At 60.2% G+C, this 17,394-nt stretch carries 15 protein-coding genes; 9 read left to right on the top strand and 6 right to left on the bottom strand.

Annotated elements, in window-relative coordinates; translation table 11 throughout:
• The first annotated feature begins 217 nt into the window (after nt 1-217).
• Together RB216_RS28255 and RB216_RS28250 are read left to right on the top strand one after the other, a co-directional pair.
• On the top strand, nt 218-2,113 hold the full coding sequence (locus RB216_RS28255; protein WP_028618421.1) for an FTR1 family protein: 1,896 nt from the start codon (nt 218-220) through the stop codon (nt 2,111-2,113).
• A gap of 1 nt (nt 2,114) precedes the next feature.
• A complete protein-coding gene (locus RB216_RS28250) occupies nt 2,115-2,570 on the top strand; it encodes a YaiI/YqxD family protein (protein ID WP_236320736.1) in 456 nt (151 codons plus the stop codon).
• A 36-nt stretch (nt 2,571-2,606) separates the two neighbouring features.
• Here the strand turns inward: RB216_RS28250 and elbB are convergent, their stop codons facing one another.
• On the bottom strand, nt 2,607-3,272 hold the full coding sequence (gene elbB, locus RB216_RS28245; RefSeq protein WP_028618419.1) for an isoprenoid biosynthesis glyoxalase ElbB: 666 nt from the start codon (nt 3,270-3,272) through the stop codon (nt 2,607-2,609).
• Nucleotides 3,273-3,388: 116 nt separating this feature from the next.
• Between elbB and RB216_RS28240 the strand changes: the two genes are divergently transcribed.
• Nucleotides 3,389-4,624, top strand: coding sequence for a sterol desaturase family protein (locus RB216_RS28240; protein WP_028618418.1), 1,236 nt, complete (start codon nt 3,389-3,391; stop codon nt 4,622-4,624).
• Here RB216_RS28240 and RB216_RS28235 read toward each other — a convergent pair.
• Nucleotides 4,605-5,240, bottom strand: a complete 636-nt coding sequence (locus tag RB216_RS28235; RefSeq protein WP_033897595.1) for a DedA family protein — start codon at nt 5,238-5,240, stop codon at nt 4,605-4,607. The genes RB216_RS28240 and RB216_RS28235 overlap by 20 nt on opposite strands.
• A gap of 208 nt (nt 5,241-5,448) precedes the next feature.
• On the opposite strand from RB216_RS28235, the gene hemB reads away from it, so the two are divergent.
• Both hemB and ppk1 read left to right on the top strand, forming a co-directional pair.
• A complete protein-coding gene (gene hemB, locus RB216_RS28230) occupies nt 5,449-6,462 on the top strand; it encodes a porphobilinogen synthase (RefSeq protein ID WP_068935457.1) in 1,014 nt (337 codons plus the stop codon).
• Between the two features lie 18 nt (nt 6,463-6,480).
• Nucleotides 6,481-8,703: a polyphosphate kinase 1 gene (ppk1, locus tag RB216_RS28225; RefSeq protein WP_028618415.1), complete on the top strand. Its 2,223-nt coding sequence runs from the start codon at nt 6,481-6,483 to the stop codon at nt 8,701-8,703.
• A gap of 184 nt (nt 8,704-8,887) precedes the next feature.
• Here the strand turns inward: ppk1 and ppx are convergent, their stop codons facing one another.
• On the bottom strand, nt 8,888-10,390 hold the full coding sequence (ppx, locus tag RB216_RS28220; RefSeq protein ID WP_028618414.1) for an exopolyphosphatase: 1,503 nt from the start codon (nt 10,388-10,390) through the stop codon (nt 8,888-8,890).
• Between the two features lie 444 nt (nt 10,391-10,834).
• Here ppx and RB216_RS28215 point away from each other — a divergent pair, with 444 nt between their 5' ends.
• The 4 genes from RB216_RS28215 to RB216_RS28200 all read left to right on the top strand — a co-directional run bounded on the left by RB216_RS28215 (nt 10,835) and on the right by RB216_RS28200 (nt 15,361).
• The gene (locus tag RB216_RS28215; protein ID WP_028618413.1) at nt 10,835-11,485 is read left to right on the top strand and encodes a DUF1120 domain-containing protein; all 651 of its coding nucleotides are present in this window, start codon (nt 10,835-10,837) and stop codon (nt 11,483-11,485) included.
• A 130-nt stretch (nt 11,486-11,615) separates the two neighbouring features.
• Nucleotides 11,616-12,317 carry a fimbria/pilus chaperone family protein gene (locus RB216_RS28210; RefSeq protein ID WP_372514818.1) on the top strand — a complete coding sequence of 234 codons (702 nt, stop codon included), beginning with the start codon at nt 11,616-11,618 and terminating at the stop codon, nt 12,315-12,317.
• Nucleotides 12,318-12,324: 7 nt separating this feature from the next.
• A complete protein-coding gene (locus tag RB216_RS28205) occupies nt 12,325-14,841 on the top strand; it encodes a fimbria/pilus outer membrane usher protein (RefSeq protein WP_308908127.1) in 2,517 nt (838 codons plus the stop codon).
• Entirely contained in the window at nt 14,831-15,361 is a 531-nt protein-coding gene (locus RB216_RS28200) for a DUF1120 domain-containing protein (protein ID WP_308908126.1), read from the top strand. The genes RB216_RS28205 and RB216_RS28200 overlap by 11 nt, the downstream gene beginning before the upstream one ends.
• Here RB216_RS28200 and RB216_RS28195 read toward each other — a convergent pair.
• The 3 genes from RB216_RS28195 to RB216_RS28185 are packed head-to-tail and all read right to left on the bottom strand — an operon-like array spanning nt 15,342 to nt 17,381.
• The gene (locus RB216_RS28195; RefSeq protein WP_016978950.1) at nt 15,342-16,079 is read right to left on the bottom strand and encodes an amino acid ABC transporter ATP-binding protein; all 738 of its coding nucleotides are present in this window, start codon (nt 16,077-16,079) and stop codon (nt 15,342-15,344) included. The genes RB216_RS28200 and RB216_RS28195 overlap by 20 nt on opposite strands.
• On the bottom strand, nt 16,066-16,716 hold the full coding sequence (locus RB216_RS28190) for an amino acid ABC transporter permease (protein WP_028618409.1): 651 nt from the start codon (nt 16,714-16,716) through the stop codon (nt 16,066-16,068). The genes RB216_RS28195 and RB216_RS28190 overlap by 14 nt, the downstream gene beginning before the upstream one ends.
• The gene (locus RB216_RS28185; RefSeq protein ID WP_028618408.1) at nt 16,713-17,381 is read right to left on the bottom strand and encodes an amino acid ABC transporter permease; all 669 of its coding nucleotides are present in this window, start codon (nt 17,379-17,381) and stop codon (nt 16,713-16,715) included. The genes RB216_RS28190 and RB216_RS28185 overlap by 4 nt, the downstream gene beginning before the upstream one ends.
• Nucleotides 17,382-17,394 lie beyond the last annotated feature (13 nt).

The following is a 17,394-nucleotide window of genomic DNA, read 5'->3' as shown; positions in this document are numbered from 1 at the left end:
CGAGGAACGAAATTCCCTTTCGCACTAACAGGGCGCGGCATTATAAGCACCATTACTGGCAAAACAATGGCTATTTGCCCGACGAAGTCGCCCAATGCGCGACCAGTCCGCTTCTAAAAATGCTTCGCTTTTACCAACGACAAATCACTTACGCCTTGAGTCAAACCCCTTAAGCCCTAACAATGTGTTACTTCGTATTTCCATTTGAGATTCGTTCATGACTGCCCCCTTCCGTTTTCTCGCCTGGCTGATGCTGCCGGCGTTGATGTCGTGCAGCTTCAACCTGCTGGCTGCGACTGCCGAGGGCGCGCCACAAGCCCTGCATTTGCTGGACTACATTGGCGCTGACTATCCTCCGACGGTGGAGGCGGGCAAGGTTATCGATGAATCCGAATACCGCGAACAGGTGGAGTTTCTCGGGGTGTTGCAAGGGCTGGTGGCAGAGTTGCCTCAGCGCCCGGAGCGCGCGGCGTTGGTCAAAGGTGTCGATGAACTGTTAGCGGCTGTAACTGCCCATCAGGACGGCGCAACGGTTGCTCGGCAAGCCCGCCAATTGGGTGCCCAACTGGCCGTGGCCTATGAAGTCAGCCAGGCCCCGGCAATCACCCCTGATCCAACGCGAGGTGCGCCGCTCTACGCCCAGCATTGCTCGGTGTGCCACGGCACCGCGGGCGCCGGTGATGGCCCGGCCAGCGTCGGTATGACGCCGCCACCGGCCAATCTGCGCGACCCTGTGCGCCTGGACCGCTTGAGCCTCTATGCGATCTACAACACTCTTGGCCTGGGCGTCGAAGGCACCGATATGCCGTCCTTCGCTGATCAACTGGACGACCGTCAGCGCTGGGACCTGGCCACCTACATCGCCGGCTTCACCGCCGACCCGGCCGCGGCGAAAAGCGAGCAACCGTTCAACCTCGCCGACCTGGCGCGCCAGACTCCGAACGAAGTCCTGGCCGCCGACGGTGTAGCTGCCGCTACGACATTCCGCGCCCAGCGTGCGCAACCGCCGCAGGTCAAGCGTGGCCCGGCGCAGCTACTCGACTACACCGCCACCACCCTCGACAAGAGCCTGGCCGCGTTCCGCAACGGAGACCACGAACAGGCCTACGACCTGTCGGTAGCCGCCTACCTGGAAGGCTTCGAGCTGGTGGAAAGCTCTTTGGATAACGTCGACGCCAACGTGCGCAAGGACACCGAGAAGGCGCTGATGGCCTACCGGCAGTCGTTGCAGGACGGTTTGCCGGTCGAGCAGGTGCAGCAGCGCCTGGATGTGGCCAAAGGCAAACTCACCGAATCCGCCGGCCTGCTGGGCAGCGATGGCCTGAGTTGGTCGCTGAGCTACATCTCGGGCCTGCTGATCCTGCTGCGTGAAGGCCTGGAAGCCATTCTGGTGCTCGCCGCGATCCTCGCGTTCCTGCGCAACACCGGCCAGCAGTCGGCGGTGCGTAGCGTCAACGTGGGCTGGGGCCTGGCGCTGTTGGCGGGTCTCGCCACCTGGGCGTTGGCCGCGTATGTGATTGACGTGAGCGGCGCCCAGCGTGAATTGCTTGAAGGCTGCACGGCGCTGTTTGCCAGTGTGATGGTGCTGTGGCTCGGCGTGTGGATGCACGACCGCCGCCACGCGGCCGCCTGGCAGGACTACATCAAGAGCAGCCTGGTAGGCGGCGGTGGGCGTTTCGGCTTTGCGATGCTGGCGTTTTTCTCGGTGTACCGCGAGCTGTTCGAGGTGATCCTGTTTTACGAAACCCTGTGGCTGCAAGCCGGCCCGGCTGGACACAACGCCGTGCTGGCGGGCGGTGCGACGGCGCTGGTGCTGCTGGTGGGCCTGGCGTGGGTGATTCTGCGCGGTTCGGCCAAGCTGCCGCTGGCGCTGTTCTTCGGTATCAATGCGGCGTTGCTGTGTGCGCTGTCGGTGGTGTTCGCCGGGCATGGCGTGAAGGCGTTGCAGGAAGCCGGCATCTTCGGTACGCGGCCGGTGGCGTTCTTTGACTTCGACTGGTTGGGCATCCACGCCGATGCGTACTCGCTGAGTGCGCAGGCTGTGGCGATCCTGGCGATTGTGGTGCTGTATGGTCGCAGTCGGTTGGCCGAGAAACGCCGAGTGGCGGCCTGACATGCGCGTGTGGATCGATGCCGACGCCTGCCCTCGGGCAGCCAAGGACCAAGTGGTGAAGTTCGCCCTCAAGCGTCAGTTCGAGGTGGTGCTGGTGGCCGGGCAAAGCCAGATCAAGCCGAGCTTTGCGTGTGTGAAGCTGATTGTGGTGCCCAGCGGCCCGGACGCGGCGGATGACTACCTCGTAGAGCACGCGCTGCCTGGTGAGTTGGTGATCTGCAGCGACGTGCCCTTGGCCGACCGCCTGGTGAAAAAGGGCGTCACCGCCCTCGATCCACGGGGCAAGGAGTTCAGCCCGGCGAACATGAGCGAACGCCTGGCGGTGCGTAACCTGTTCACGGATCTGCGTGAACTGGGCCAGATGGGTGGGGGGCCACCGCCTCACGGTGAAAAAGAAAAGCAGGCGTTTGCCAATGCCCTGGACCGAATCCTCACGCGCCTGATGCGCCAACCCTGACCTATAGCGAGGGAGATTCCTCGCCAGCATCGGTGATCAGTCGTTTTCGTGGGTGAGTTCCAACACCCGGTCCACCAGCTTGTTGATCCCCGAAGCGACCTCGCTGATGCTCTTGCCAAGCATATAGGCCGGCGTGCTCACCAGTTTGCGCGCCTTGTCCTCGACGATATCTTCCACCGTGCACTCTTGGTGGGTAGCGCCCATCTTGTCCAGCGCGGCGGCGGTGTCGGCGCAGTTACCGATGGTGCAGGTCACGCCCGGGCCATAGATCTTCGCCGCCAGGGCCGGTGAGATGCAGATCAGCCCCACCGGCTTGCCCGCTTCGGCAAAGGCCTCGGCCAGCTCCAGCACCTGTGGGTTGACGCTGCAGCCTGCGCCTTCCACGGCAAAGTTCGACAGATTCTTCGCCGCGCCAAACCCGCCGGGCACGATCAGCGCATCAAAATCTTCGGCATTGGCTTCGCGGATGTCTTTCACATCACCGCGGGCAATTCGGGCCGACTCCACCAGGACGTTGCGCGACTCGGGCATTTCTTCGCCGGTGAGGTGGTTGATGACATGCAGTTGCGCAATGTTGGGGGCAAAACATTGGACCTGAGCGCCGCGCTGGTCCAGGCGCAGCAAGGTGATCACGCTTTCGTGGATCTCTGCGCCGTCGTACACGCCGCAGCCGGAAAGGATCACTGCAATCTTTTTGCTCATGGGCATTTCTCCTGGGGTCTTGGCGTTAAATGTCTACTAATTTGTCATCTGTTGCCAATGGGATCTCGTGTCGCTGCACCTAATCTTGATGTAACAAAATCAGACCGGACCAGACCATGGACTTCGTGCCTTACGCGGTACCGTTTTTCATCGCCTTGATCGTGGTAGAGCTGCTTGCTGACCGCTGGCGCGGCGAGCGCAACTACCGGGTGGCGGATGCCATCAACAGCCTCAGCACCGGCGTGCTGTCTACCACCACAGGGCTGTTGACCAAGGGTGTAGGGATTTTGACCTACGCGTTCGCTCTCAAACATCTTGCATTGATTGATCTCCCGGCCCAAAGCGTCTGGACCTGGGTATTCGCCTTTGTGTTCTACGACTTCTGCTACTACTGGCTGCATCGCATGGGCCATGAACGCAACATCCTGTGGGCCGCGCACTCGGTGCATCACCAGAGTGAGGACTACAACCTCAGCACCGCCCTGCGCCAGACCAGCACCGGCTTCCTGCTGAGCTGGATCTTCTACCTGCCTCTGGCCGTACTCGGCGTGCCATTGGTGGTGTTTATCAGCGTGGCATCGCTCAATTTGCTCTATCAATTCTGGGTGCACACCCGGCATGTGCCCAAGCTCGGCTGGTATGAATGGTTTTTCGTCACGCCGTCCAATCATCGGGCCCACCATGCACAGAACGCTCTCTACATGGATCGCAACTACGGCGGGGTGTTCATTATTTGGGACCGGCTGTTCGGCACCTTCCAGGAAGAGGATGACAACGAACCGGTGATTTTCGGCGTGACCACGCCGTTGGCCAGCTGGAATCCGCTGTGGGCCAACCTGCAGTTTTATGCGCAGTTGTGGAGTGATGCGCGACGTACAGAGCGCTGGTGGGACAAGTTACGCATCTGGTTCATGCGCACCGGTTGGCGCCCGGCCGACGTGAAGGCCAAGTACCCGCTGGCCAAGCATGACCTGACCCAGTTCCGTAAATTCGAAGTGCCGCTGGATGGTCGCCAGCAGGTCTACATCGCCCTGCAATTCGCGGCGTACGTGGGTTTTGGCAGCTATTTGATGAATTTCGGCGAAGGCTTGTCCACGGCGGCGCTGATCCTGGGTTGGAGTGCCATGGCGCTGGGGTTGTTTACCTTGGGTGTGGCCCTGGAGAATCGCCCTTGGGCGCTGAAGGCCGAGCTTTCGCGGCTGGTGCTGAATGTGCCGCTGATCTGGCTGGCGCCGTTGGTTGGGCTATGGCCCGCCAGCAACCTGGGCTGGCTGGGCCTGCTGAGCTACAGCCTGCTCAGCGTGATCGGCCTCTACTGCTGTAGAAGCCGGTTTACTCGACTGGTGTCTTAGGCGTTTCGACCGGGACCGGCTCGGCCGCGAGCCGGGCCTTGGCCTCGGCGCAGGCCTCGCGGGCGATGCGTGCATTCTTGATGCGGCGGCGCAGCCACAGGCCGAAGCCCAGTAGCAGTAACGCGCCCAACACCCACAGCTCGTACTTCTTGATGCTGCCCAACATACCTTCCAGCACCGCGCCGAAGTGATAGGCCGCAGCGCCCAGGGCCAACGCCCAGATCGCGGCACCAATGCCGTTGAGGATCAGGTAGCGCAGAGGTGGGTAGCCGGACAGGCCGATCGCCACCGGCATGACCGTGCGCAGCCCGTAGACGAAGCGGAAGCTCAACACCCAGATATCCGGGTGCTTGCGGATATGCTCCAGGGCCTTGTCACCCATCAATTGCCAGCGTGGCTTGCGCGCCAACAACTTGCGACCGTGTTTGCGGCCCATGTAATACCAAAGCTGGTCGCCGGCGTAGCTGCCGAAAAAGGCAACGACCACCACCAGGTTGATATCCATGTAGCCACGGAACGCCAGGAAGCCTGCGAGAACCAAAATGGTCTCGCCTTCAAAGAAGGTGCCCAGGAAGAGCGCAAAGTAGCCGAAGTCATGCAGAAATTGTTGAAGCATGGTCTGGGGTGCTGGCGAAATGAACGCGCAGCCTACGCCTTCACGAAGATTCATGAAAGTATCGAGATGTGTCACGAAGTGAACAATTCCTACGTAAATGACGAATGCGGCTACAGGTCGCATGCTTAAGCACAACTGTCATACCTTCGTCATAATGGCCGCTTATAACTGCAACGCTCGCCCGTGAACCCGGGCTCAGGAGTCTGTCGTGAGCTTTACCCCTGCCAATCGTCTGTTCCCCGCCACCCGTCTGCGTCGCAATCGTCGTGATGATTTCTCTCGCCGCCTGGTGCGTGAAAACGTGCTCACGACCAACGATCTGATCCTGCCGGTGTTTGTGCTGGACGGGGAAAATCGTCGGGAAGCGGTGGCTTCGATGCCGGGAGTGGAGCGTTTGACCATTGATCTGCTGCTTGAAGAAGCCGCCGGTTGGGTCGAGTTGGGGATTCCGGCGTTGGCGCTGTTCCCCGTCACGCCGTCTGAACTCAAGTCCCTGGATGCTGCCGAAGCCTGGAACCCTCAAGGGATCGCCCAGCGCGCCACCCGCGCCCTGCGCGAGCGTTTCCCGGAGCTTGGGGTGATCACCGACGTGGCGTTGGACCCGTTTACCACCCACGGCCAGGATGGCATTCTGGACGAAGACGGCTATGTTCAGAACGACATCACCGTCGATGCGCTGGTCAAGCAAGCCTTGTCCCACGCCGCCGCTGGCGCCCAGGTGGTTGCGCCGTCAGACATGATGGACGGCCGCATCCAGGCGATTCGCGAAGCCCTGGAGTTGGCCGGTCACGTCAATGTGCGGATCATGGCCTACTCGGCCAAGTACGCCAGCGCCTATTACGGGCCGTTCCGCGATGCGGTGGGCTCGGCGCTTAACCTGGGCAAGGCGAACAAGGCTTCGTACCAGATGGACCCGGCCAACAGCCATGAAGCCCTGCACGAAGTGGCGGCCGACCTGGCCGAAGGCGCTGACATGGTGATGGTCAAGCCGGGGATGCCGTACCTGGACATCCTTTACCGGGTCAAAGAAGAATTCAAAGTGCCGACGTTTGTCTACCAGGTCAGCGGCGAGTACGCGATGCACATGGCTGCAATACAGAATGGATGGCTGAGTGAAGGGGTGATCCTAGAATCCCTGACAGCCTTTAAACGCGCCGGGGCTGATGGCATTCTGACCTACTTCGCCGCCCGCGCCGCCCAATTGCTTAGAGAGCAACAATAGCCCTCACAGGAACATTCAATGAATACCGAAGGACTCTCAGAAGTTGCCGTAAAAGACGCTCACCCGGTGGTTGAACAAGTCACCGAGACCCCGCCGGAACATGAGCCTGCGGCGCCTGCCGTGGTGGCTGAGCCGCCCGTGCCGGCCCCGGTGGCGGCGGTGACCAACCTGGATGACAGCAGCCTGTACATCCACCGCGAGCTGTCACAACTGCAATTCAACATCCGCGTGCTGGAGCAGGCGCTGGATGAGTCCTACCCGCTGCTGGAGCGCCTGAAGTTCCTGCTGATTTTCTCCAGCAACCTGGACGAGTTCTTCGAGATCCGCGTCGCCGGCCTCAAGAAGCAAATCACCTTCGCTCGTGAGCAAGCCGGCGCCGACGGCCTGCAGCCGCATCAGGCCCTGGCGCGCATCAGCGAGCTGGTGCACGGCCATGTAGACCGCCAATACGCGATCCTCAACGACATCCTGTTGCCGGAACTGGAGAAACATCAGGTCCGCTTCATCCGTCGCCGTCACTGGACCACCAAGATCAAGACCTGGGTGCGTCGTTACTTCCGTGATGAGATCTCGCCAATCATTACCCCGATCGGCCTTGACCCGACGCACCCGTTCCCGTTGCTGGTGAACAAGAGCCTCAACTTCATCGTCGAGCTGGAAGGTATCGACGCGTTCGGTCGCGATTCCGGCCTCGCCATTATCCCGGCCCCGCGCCTGTTGCCACGCATCATCAAGGTACCTGAAGAGGTGGGGGGGGCTGGCGATAACTATGTATTCCTCTCGTCGATGATCCACGCCCACGCCGATGACCTGTTCCAGGGCATGAAGGTAAAAGGTTGCTACCAGTTCCGCCTGACCCGTAACGCCGACCTGGCGCTGGACTCCGAGGACGTCGAAGACTTGGCCCGTGCGCTGCGCGGCGAGTTGTTCTCGCGGCGCTACGGCGATGCGGTACGCCTGGAAGTGGCCGACACCTGCCCGAAACACCTGTCGGACTACCTGCTCAAGCAGTTCAACCTGGCCGAATCCGAGCTGTACCAGGTCAACGGCCCGGTCAACCTGACGCGCCTGTTCAGCATCACCGGCCTGGACAGCCATCCGGAGTTGCAATACACGCCGTTCACGCCGCAGATCCCGAAACTGCTGCAAAACAGCGAGAACATTTTCAGCGTGGTGAGCAAGCAGGACATCCTGCTGTTGCACCCGTTTGAGTCCTTCACCCCGGTGGTCGACCTACTGCGCCAGGCGGCCAAGGACCCGCATGTATTGGCGGTACGCCAGACCCTGTACCGTTCTGGCGCCAACTCGGAAATCGTCGACGCCTTGGTCGACGCCGCGCGTAACGGCAAGGAAGTCACGGCGGTGATCGAACTGCGTGCGCGTTTTGACGAAGAATCCAACCTGCAACTGGCGAGCCGTCTGCAAGCGGCCGGTGCAGTGGTGATCTACGGTGTGGTCGGCTTCAAGACCCACGCCAAGATGATGCTGATCCTGCGTCGCGAGGCCGGTGAAATCGTGCGTTACGCCCACTTGGGTACCGGTAACTACCACGCCGGCAATGCCAAGCTCTACACCGACTACAGCCTGTTGACCTCCGACGATGCCTTGTGTGAAGACGTCGGCAAGCTGTTCAGCCAGTTGATCGGCATGGGCAAGACCTTGCGCATGAAGAAGCTGCTGCACGCGCCGTTCACTCTGAAAAAGGGCATGCTCGACATGATTGCCCGCGAAACCCAGTTTGCCCTCGACGGCAAACCGGCGCACATCATCGCCAAGTTCAACTCGCTGACCGATCCTAAGATCATCCGTGCGTTGTACAAGGCCAGCCAGTCCGGTGTGCGCATCGACCTGGTGGTGCGCGGCATGTGCTGCCTGCGTCCAGGCATTGTCGGGGTGTCGCACAACATCCATGTGCGCTCGATCATCGGCCGCTTCCTGGAACACACGCGGGTGTTCTACTTCCTCAACGGCGGCGAAGAGCAGATGTTCCTCTCCAGTGCCGACTGGATGGAGCGCAACCTCGATAAGCGGGTAGAAACGTGCTTCCCGGTGGAAGGCAAGAAGCTGATCATGCGGGTCAAGAAGGAGCTGGAAAGCTACCTGACCGACAACACTCACAGCTGGAGCCTGCAGTCGGACGGCCGCTACGTGCGCAACACACCGACCGGCAACCAGAACCCGCGCAGTGCGCAGGCGACGTTGTTGGAGAAGCTGGGTAGCCCGATTTTGACTGTGAATTGAGTAGCGGTTTGTATGAGCAGGCTTGTGTGGTGAGCGGGCTTGCCCCGCGCTGGGCTGCGAAGCGGCCCTAAAACCAAACGCCGCATTCTGCCTGACAGAATGCGGCGTTTTTATTGGGGCTGCTTCGCAGCCCAGCGCGGGGCAAGCCCGCTCACCACAGCAAGCCCACCCCGATTGGATTGGGTTAACGCAGGTTCAGGCTGAACCCCACCCGCGTCAACCACTCGGCTTCCTGGGCAAAATCCGCCTGGGTCAGCTGGTTTTCATCCAGCCAGCCTTTCGGGAACACCACATCCAGGCTGTCGCCGTCGGCGCGCAGCGTCACCTGGGGCATTTCCTGGGTACCACGGATGTGGTGGAACAGGATCGCAAAGCGCAGCAACACACACAGGCGGATCAGCTTGATGCCTTCGTCACCGAATTCAGCGAATTTGTCCTTGGGGATGTTACGGCGATGGCCGCGCACCAGCAGGGCGAGCATTTGCTGGTCTTCGCGGGAAAAACCGGCCAGGTCCGAGTGTTCGATCAGGTAGGCGCCGTGCTTGTGGTAATGATAGTGGGCGATGTCCAGGCCCACTTCATGCACCTTGGCGGCCCAGCCCAGCAACTCGCGCCAGACGCCGTCTTCCAGGTCCCAGTCCTCGGCCACCTGGTCGAAGGCGTGCAGGGCTTTGCGCTCCACACGGGCGGCTTGTTCCAGGTCGACGTGGTAACGCTCCATCAACGAGGTGAGCGTGCGCTCACGCACGTCTTCATGGTGGTGGCGGCCCAATAGGTCGTAGAGCACGCCTTCACGCAGTGCGCCATCGCAGTGGTCCATGCGTTGCAGCTCAAGGGCGTCGAAGATCGCTTCGAGAATCGCCAGGCCGGCCGGAAAAATGGTGCGACGATCGGGCTTGATACCGTCGAAGTCGATTTTCTCGGCGTCCCCCAACTTGAACAGCTTACGCTTGAGCCATGCCAGGCCTTCGGCATTTACTTCGCCAGTGCCGTGGCCGCCGGCTTTCAGGGCCAGGCCGATGGCGCGGATGGTGCCGGACGAACCGATGGCTTCGTCCCAGGTCAGGCGGTGCAGGGCGTGCTCGATGCTCATGATCTCCAGCCGCGCCGCCGTATAGGCCTGGGCGTAGCGCGCCGGGGTGATCTTGCCGTCCTTGAAGTAACGTTGGGTGTAGCTGACGCAACCCATCTGCAGGCTTTCGCGCAGCAAGGGCTCGAATCTTTGCCCAATGATGAATTCGGTACTGCCGCCGCCGATGTCGGCGACCAGGCGTTTGCCGGGGGTGTCGGCCAGGGTGTGGGACACGCCTAGATAGATCAGGCGCGCTTCTTCACGACCGGAGATGACTTCGACGGGATGCCCAAGGATCTCCTCGGCGCGGCGTATGAATTCGCCACGGTTGCGGGCTTCGCGCAACGCGTTGGTGCCGACGATTCGCACGGCACCCAGGGGCATGCCGTTGATCAACTGGGCAAATCGCTTCAGGCAATCGAGCCCACGCTGCATGGACTCTTCATTGAGCTGGCGCTCGTCGTCGATGCCGGCAGCCAGTTGTACTTTCTCGCCGAGCCGCTCAAGGATGCGGATTTCGCCGTTCTGGGCCTTGGCCACGACCATGTGAAAGCTGTTGGAGCCCAGGTCGATGGCGGCGATCAGGGACAGATTCTTGGCTTGGGATTGCGGCATGGTAAGGGGGTCTCGGTCGATAACCCAGCCATCGTGCCACGATCGACCTTTGGTGCCAACGCGTACGGCTTCGGTAATTTTCCTGCGGGTGTCTATGAGGAATTCTTGGGGGATATGTAGGGAGGTTTTCTAAGTTGAAAGAAAAGTGGTGGTTGTCTTTGTAGGAGTTATTAACGATTGATTGTAGTTGTGGTGTTTACGACTTTGCCTACAACGTGGAGATTAATAGCTTGTCGGAATTGACTTTAAACCTACTCGGCACTTAGGTTCGGCCCACTTTTTATTTTTACGCCTCCCACAAATATTGGCGTGTTCTCTGATTCATTAATTAGGTGCCAACGCTACAGACTGTCATCCGGCAATTTTGCCGTGGTGTTATTTATTTATGGTCAGAGTTTTCGGCTGTCGTAAATGCACCTACTCATTACAGATGACAGGTTGAATATGAAAAAAATGCTTGGTGTGACAGTGGGTGCTCTTTGCTTGGCCGCAAGTATTGGGGCCCACGCAGCTGATGTTGCTGAACTGATTGTACGAGGGACTATCAAACCGGTGGCTTGCAACCTTAGCCTCGCCGGTAGCGGCATCGTCGATTACCAGACAATTCCCGCCTCAAGCCTGTCGCCGACGAACTTCACTCCTCTTGCCGCGAAAACGGTGAGCTTGAACATCAGTTGCGGCCAATCGCCGGCGCAGTTTCGAGTGGCGCTAAGCGACCTGAAATCCGCCAGCAAGGTGGCAGGCATCCTCGGTGCCGGGTTCACCGAGGCGCAGAACTACGGCCTGGGACTCGCCAATAACAAGCGTACCGGTGGGTACTCCGTTACTCTCAAAAACCTGCAATCGTCCAGCGGGGCCCTGAACCCTATCATGCGCACCAGCCAGGGGGCGGCCTGGCAGAACAGTGACGGTAAAGTCGCCCAATCGCCTGCCCAGTATTCGTGGCGTAGCGGTACCACTGCGGTACCTGCATCCATCACCAGTCTTACAGGCACGCTTGAAGTGAAAGCCGTTATCAACCGCACGAACGATTTGGACCTGACCCGTGATGTAACGCTGGATGGTCGCACCAGTCTGTCAGTGGATTACATCTAAGTACGTCATTAATGGCCGACATGAACGCAAAGATACTTACCTCTCTTTGTTAAGTGTCGGCTGTTTTGATGTGTGCGTTTGTTGGTGTTCGACTTTATGGTTGTGGGGAAAATCGGTGAATGCTCTATCAATAATCCTGAAGTCGTTGTTGCGCTATATAAGCTTGTGCCTTTTTTTGTGTGGTATGGCAGTAGCGGACGGAATGCAACCGGAAACAACCGTTGTCATTCTGAATGAGGAAGAGGGTGAGGCGACACTTAATGTTAAAAATACGGACCCTGGCCCTGCGTTACTTCATTCGGTCATACAAAACATACCGGAAGACCTGGAACCTTTGTTGATCGTGACGCCCCCGATTACTCGGGTCGAAGCGGGTGACACTCAACTGGTGCGCTTCATCAGTACTACGAAGAAACCGCTCAAGACCCAGCGCCTGAAACGGGTTTCATTTGAAGGTATCCCCGAGGCACGTGCTCCCGGCGGTGCGACCATTGGTATCACTCTGCGCCAAAGCCTGCCATTGATCCTGCACCCTAAGGGCTTGCCCAGGCATGATGCGCCCTGGCAGTTGCTGACCTGGAAGCGTGAAGGGGATCAGTTGAAGGTCCACAACAACAGCGCCTACGTCGTACGCCTGGGGATGGAAGTACAACTGCACCCGCAGGCAAGCTTGGCAACGTTGCCGCGAACCTACATCCTGCCGGGCGAAGTGCTGACGCTCGCGTCGGCCGGCTCGCTGGCGAGAGTGATGGCCGTGGAGATTCATCCGGCCACGGTCTATGGGTTTACGGTGGACAATTACCGCGCGCCCGTTACGGCTGATGCGGATTGACGGGCCTATGAAAAAGATCAGGCATACCCGTCGTTCTGCCAATAGCGTGCCGAGCAATGTTTCCCAGCTTCATTCCAGAATTTTGCTGGGGCTCGCGACGCTCTGGAGTCTGCCAGGCACCAGCGCAGCGGTTGGGCTGGGGCAGGGTTTTGACGTGGCCGCGTTGACCTCCCTCGGGATTGATCCGCAGGTGTCTGAATACTTTCGCAGCGCAGCGCGCTTTCGTGAAGGTGTCCATGTGGTCGGACTGCGAGTCAATGGCACTCCGTTGGGATTGGTTGACGCCCGTTTCGATTACCAGGGGCAGTTGTGCTTCACCCCCGCGTTGCTGGCAAAGGCCGGTCTGGTTACTCCGTCCAGGCTTCTGCGCGAGGGCATCACCCCTGACCAGGCCTGCCATGATTTCGTTGGCGAATACCCCGCGACCATGGTGCGGCTGCGCCCCAGCAGCGACGAAGTCACCCTGGTGGTGCCGACCCAGTCCCTGCGTGCGCCGGAGTGGGAGGGCGGGAGTTTTTCCGAGGGTGGCGCGGCCGCCATCTTCAACTACGACATATTGGGTTTCGATACCCACTCGCGCAGTGGGTCAAGTCGCTTCGTATCGGCCTATACCGAGGCGGGATTCAATCTGGGTAATTGGATTGTGCGTAGCCGCCAGTTTTATGTCTCCGACAATGGCGAGATGCGCACCGAACAGGTGAACGCCTATGCCCAGCGTGATATCGCGGCGTTGCAGTCGACGTTCCAGGTGGGGCAGATTTCCAGCAATAACCCGATTTTTGGCGGTGTACAACTCACAGGCTTGCAGTTCTCTCCGGACGGCCAGCAGCGCAGTGGTACGGGCGACAGCAACGTTGTGGTTGAAGGGCTGGCTCAAAGCCAGTCGCGGGTCGAGGTTCGTCAATCAGGTGCATTGATCCATTCCACCCTGGTACCGGAAGGTCCGTTCAGGCTGACCGGTTTGCCGTTGCTGAACAGCACCAGCGATCTCGACGTGAGCGTGATTGACGTGCGTGGGGCAAAGCGCAGTTTTGTGGTGCCCGCTGCGTCCTTTCGGGGTGGGGCTCCGATCGAGCCGGGATATTACTTTTCCCTCGGCAAGGTGCGTGAAACGTCCATCGACAACCAGGACTCACCAGTGGTCGCCATGGGCAGCGGCACCTGGGGGCTGGGCCAGCGCTCGTCGCTGGGCTTCGGTTTGCTGAGTACCGACGAGTACCAGTCGGCCGGCGGATCACTGAGCAGTGTGTTTTTCCATCAGATGACCGTGGGCGTGCGTCATAACCTGTCCCGTGATGCTCAAGATGAAGTGGGTGGCGCGCGTAGCACGCTGTCTTTGGGAGCTCCTCTATTCGCCAATCTTGATATCAACCTGAGCGCTTCGGCACAGACTCGCGGCTACCGTGAGGTACTGGACGCCGGCCAGGCGTCGCGGGGGTACAACCTCGATGCGCGTTTCAAGCGCCAGTACACGGCAGGGTTGAACTGGGCGGACCCGTCCTTGGGCGGCTTCTCCTTCGGTTTTACCCGCAATTCGCAATTCGACGGGCAATCCAACGATCACCTCTTTGCCTCGTGGAACAACACGTTCAACGGCGTGGGTGTTGCACTGATTGCCGACGCCCAGGTAGGTGCGACCGAGCCTCGGCGCCTGGACCCGGCTCGGGGCAGTCGCCGCGACGATCGGCTGGATGAGGGCACGTCTGTCAGGCTGCAGGTCACGGTGCCACTCGGGGCCGATCGGAGTATGAGCACTTACGTCAGTCGTCGAGGTGACCGGCTGGATGCCGGCACCGCCCTCAGCGAGCGGGTCAACGACTATGTGAACTACGAAGTCGGTGTTGATCGGGACATGAAAGAGCGCGAGCAAAGTGTGCGCGGTCGTGTGGACGCCTTACCGCTGTATACCCGCGTGAGCTTGGGTATCGACCGCGATCCGTCGAACACCAACTATTCCGGCCAACTGCAAGGCGGCATCGTAGCCCATGAGCGCGGGGTAACCTTCTCGCCGTATGCGGTGCAGGACACCTTTGGCATTGTTTCGGTGGGCGATATCGGGACGGCCAAGGTTTCGACGCCCCAAGGACCGGTATGGACCGATTTCAGCGGCCAGGCGGTGATCCCCGGGCTGCAGGCCTACAGCAACAACCATCTGCAGGTGCAGACCCAGTCGCTGCCCAAGCGCGTCGACTTGAAGAACGGCACCAAGGTGCTCGCTGCCGGTCGGGGTTCAGTCAATATTCTCAACTTTGATGTGGTGAAAGTCCGTCGTCTGTTGCTTGAAGCCCAGGACGAACAGGGCCGGCCACTGCCTCAAGGCGCCGCAGTGTTTGGTCAGGACAACACCTTTGTGACCAGTGTGGTGGGTGACGGCATGATTTTCCTCAGCAATATCGATGGTCCTCAAACCTTGAAGGTTTCACTGCCGGATTCGCAATCCTGCCTGCTGCAAGTCAACCCGGAGCAAGAGCCTGACGATGACAAACTCTATGAAACCGCACCGGTGGTCTGCCATGTTCGCTAAGCGCAGGAACCTGTGGCTGTTGTGGGTGGCCCTTGTGGCGACCCAGGTGCAGGCTGAAAACTGCCGGATGACCCTGAGTGAGCCCCGTGTCGACTATGGTGTGATTCGCCCAGCGCAAGCTTCCTCCAGCAGGACGCTAATGACGCTGGACACACCGCGCACGCTGCACTTGAGCGTGCTTTGCACGGACCCTTCGGCGATGTCGCTGCGTTTCAACGGTGCAGCCGCCGATGCCCAGGGCTTCCAGTTTGGTCGACAGGGACGTTTTACCTTGAACCTGAGGCAGGCTCAGGTCGACGGCAGGCCGGTATCGTGGCAGTCCGATGACACCTCCAGCGGACAGTTGCTACCGGGGCGTATGTTGTATGCAAGCGTAGGCGGTACGCCGGTGACGGGCCGTCGGCTGACAGCCCAGGTGGAGGTCGCGGTTCAACTGCCGGCCAATGCCCTCGCGTTGACTCGTGAGACGCTGCTGGAAGGCCATGGCCAATTCGAACTGGTCAGCCCGGCTGTTCCGTAGAACCAATGAAATTGGCCAGCTCGGCGGTTTGCGGGCTAGCGAACAACACTTTGGGGTCGCCCACCTCATGCACCTTGCCCTGGTGCATGAACACCAGTTTGTCGCCGACTTCACGGGCGAAGCGCATTTCGTGGGTCACCATGATCAGGGTCATGCCGTCCTTGGCCAGTTGGCGCACCACGCTGAGCACTTCATTGACCAGTTCCGGGTCGAGGGCCGAGGTGATTTCGTCGCACAGCAGCACCTTGGGTGACATGGCCAGGGCGCGTGCAATCGCCACGCGTTGTTGCTGTCCACCGGACAGGCGATCGGGAAAGGCGTCGAACTTTTCGCCCAGCCCGACGCGCTCCAGCATTTGCCTGGCCAACTGGGCCGCCTTGGCCTTCGGCACTTTCTGCACCACTTGCGGCGCGAGCATGACGTTTTCGCCGACGGTCAGGTGCGGGAACAGGTTGAATTGCTGGAACACCATGCCGACTTTCTGCCGCAGGCTGCGCAGGTCGGCGCGGGCGGCGTCGAGGTATTCGCCATCGACTTCGATCACGCCGTCGTTGATCGACTCCAGGCCGTTGAGGGTACGCAGCAAAGTGGATTTGCCCGAACCGCTACGGCCGATGATCGCCACCACCTGGCCTTCTTCAACGGTCAGGTCGATGCCTTTGAGTACATGGTGATCGCCGTAATACTTATGCAGGGCGGAAATTCTAAGCAGAGGCATGCAGTCTCCTTTCCAGGTAGCGCGCACTGAGGGACAAGGGGTAGCAGAGCAAAAAGTAACCAAGGGCCACCAGGCCGTAGACCATGAAGGGCTCAAAGGTCGCGTTGGCGAGCATGCCGCCGGTCTTGGTCAGTTCGGTAAAGCCGATGATCGAGGTCACGGCGGTGCCTTTGACCACCTGCACCGAAAACCCCACGGTGGGCGCGACGGCAATCCGCAGCGCTTGGGGCAGGATCACGTAGCGCAGTTGCTCAAGCGGGTTGAGTGCAAGGCTGGCCGAAGCTTCCCATTGCCCGTGGGCGATGGAGTCGACGCAGCCCCGCCAGATTTCGGCGAGGTAGGCGCTGGTGAACAACGTCAGGGCAATTGCCGCCGCCAGCCAGGGCGAGATATCCACGCCGAGCAGGGCGATGCCGAAAAACACCAGGAACAGCTGCATCAACAGCGGCGTACCCTGGAACAGTTCGATATAGGTGCGCGCAAGGTTGCGCGGGAACGCGTTGCGGCTGATGCGCATCGTCATCACCAGCAAACCGATCACCCCGCCACCGACAAACGCCACCAATGACAGCAGCAAGGTCCACTGCAGGCCTGTAGCCAGGTTGCGCACGATGTCCCAGAACGAAAAATCACTCATCGGCTGTTCCTCATCACGAAGCGGCGGCCGATCCAGTTGAGCAACTGGCGAATCATCAGCGCCATGCACAGATACACCAGGGTGGTCAGGGCATAGGTTTCAAAGGCGCGGAAGTTGCGCGACTGGATGAAGTTGGCGGCAAAACTGAGTTCTTCCGTGGCGATCTGCGAGCACACCGCCGAACCGAGCATCACGATGATGATCTGGCTGCTCAGGGCCGGCCACACCTTGCCCAACGCCGGCAGCAGGACTACGTGGCGGAAGGCTTCGAAGCGCGTCATGGCCAGCGCGGCGGCGGCTTCCAGCTGCCCGCGCGGTATCGCTTGAATGCCGGCGCGGATGATTTCTGTGGAGTAGGCGCCCAGGTTGATCACCATCGCCAGCACCGCGGCTTGCCATTCGGTGATCTTCAGCCCCAGGGACGGCAGGCCGAAGAAGATGAAGAACAACTGCACCAGGAATGGCGTGTTGCGGATCAACTCGACATACACACCGAAGATCCACGCAAACGGCTGGATCTTCCACGCCCGCACCACTGCGCCAACGGTGCCCAGGGCCACGCCGAGGATAGCGCCGATGGCCGTCAGCTCCAGGGTGAACAGCGCGCCGCGCAACAGCAGGTCGGTATTGGCCAGCACCGGCACGAAGTCAAATTGATACGCCATGAGTCAGCTCCGT

Origin of the sequence: Pseudomonas canadensis, from assembly GCF_030980095.1 — a bacterium.
Taxonomy (GTDB): domain Bacteria; phylum Pseudomonadota; class Gammaproteobacteria; order Pseudomonadales; family Pseudomonadaceae; genus Aquipseudomonas; species Aquipseudomonas canadensis.
Note: the sequence above shows the minus strand (reverse complement) of the source record. Positions and strands in the feature narration are given on the sequence as shown.

Bases quoted from the DNA above. Each gene is read 5' to 3' on its own strand.
- ppx (WP_028618414.1), bottom strand. From the start codon at position 10,390: ATGCCGCAATCCCAAGCCAAGAATCTGTCCCTGATCGCCGCCATCGAC.
- RB216_RS28240 (WP_028618418.1), top strand. From the start codon at position 3,389: ATGGACTTCGTGCCTTACGCGGTACCGTTTTTCATCGCCTTGATCGTG.
- elbB (WP_028618419.1), bottom strand. From the start codon at position 3,272: ATGAGCAAAAAGATTGCAGTGATCCTTTCCGGCTGCGGCGTGTACGAC.
- RB216_RS28235 (WP_033897595.1), bottom strand. From the start codon at position 5,240: ATGCTTCAACAATTTCTGCATGACTTCGGCTACTTTGCGCTCTTCCTG.
- RB216_RS28200 (WP_308908126.1), top strand. From the start codon at position 14,831: ATGTTCGCTAAGCGCAGGAACCTGTGGCTGTTGTGGGTGGCCCTTGTG.
- RB216_RS28255 (WP_028618421.1), top strand. From the start codon at position 218: ATGACTGCCCCCTTCCGTTTTCTCGCCTGGCTGATGCTGCCGGCGTTG.
- RB216_RS28205 (WP_308908127.1), top strand. From the start codon at position 12,325: ATGAAAAAGATCAGGCATACCCGTCGTTCTGCCAATAGCGTGCCGAGC.
- ppk1 (WP_028618415.1), top strand. From the start codon at position 6,481: ATGAATACCGAAGGACTCTCAGAAGTTGCCGTAAAAGACGCTCACCCG.
- RB216_RS28190 (WP_028618409.1), bottom strand. From the start codon at position 16,716: ATGAGTGATTTTTCGTTCTGGGACATCGTGCGCAACCTGGCTACAGGC.
- RB216_RS28250 (WP_236320736.1), top strand. From the start codon at position 2,115: ATGCGCGTGTGGATCGATGCCGACGCCTGCCCTCGGGCAGCCAAGGAC.
- RB216_RS28215 (WP_028618413.1), top strand. From the start codon at position 10,835: ATGAAAAAAATGCTTGGTGTGACAGTGGGTGCTCTTTGCTTGGCCGCA.
- RB216_RS28195 (WP_016978950.1), bottom strand. From the start codon at position 16,079: ATGCCTCTGCTTAGAATTTCCGCCCTGCATAAGTATTACGGCGATCAC.
- RB216_RS28185 (WP_028618408.1), bottom strand. From the start codon at position 17,381: ATGGCGTATCAATTTGACTTCGTGCCGGTGCTGGCCAATACCGACCTG.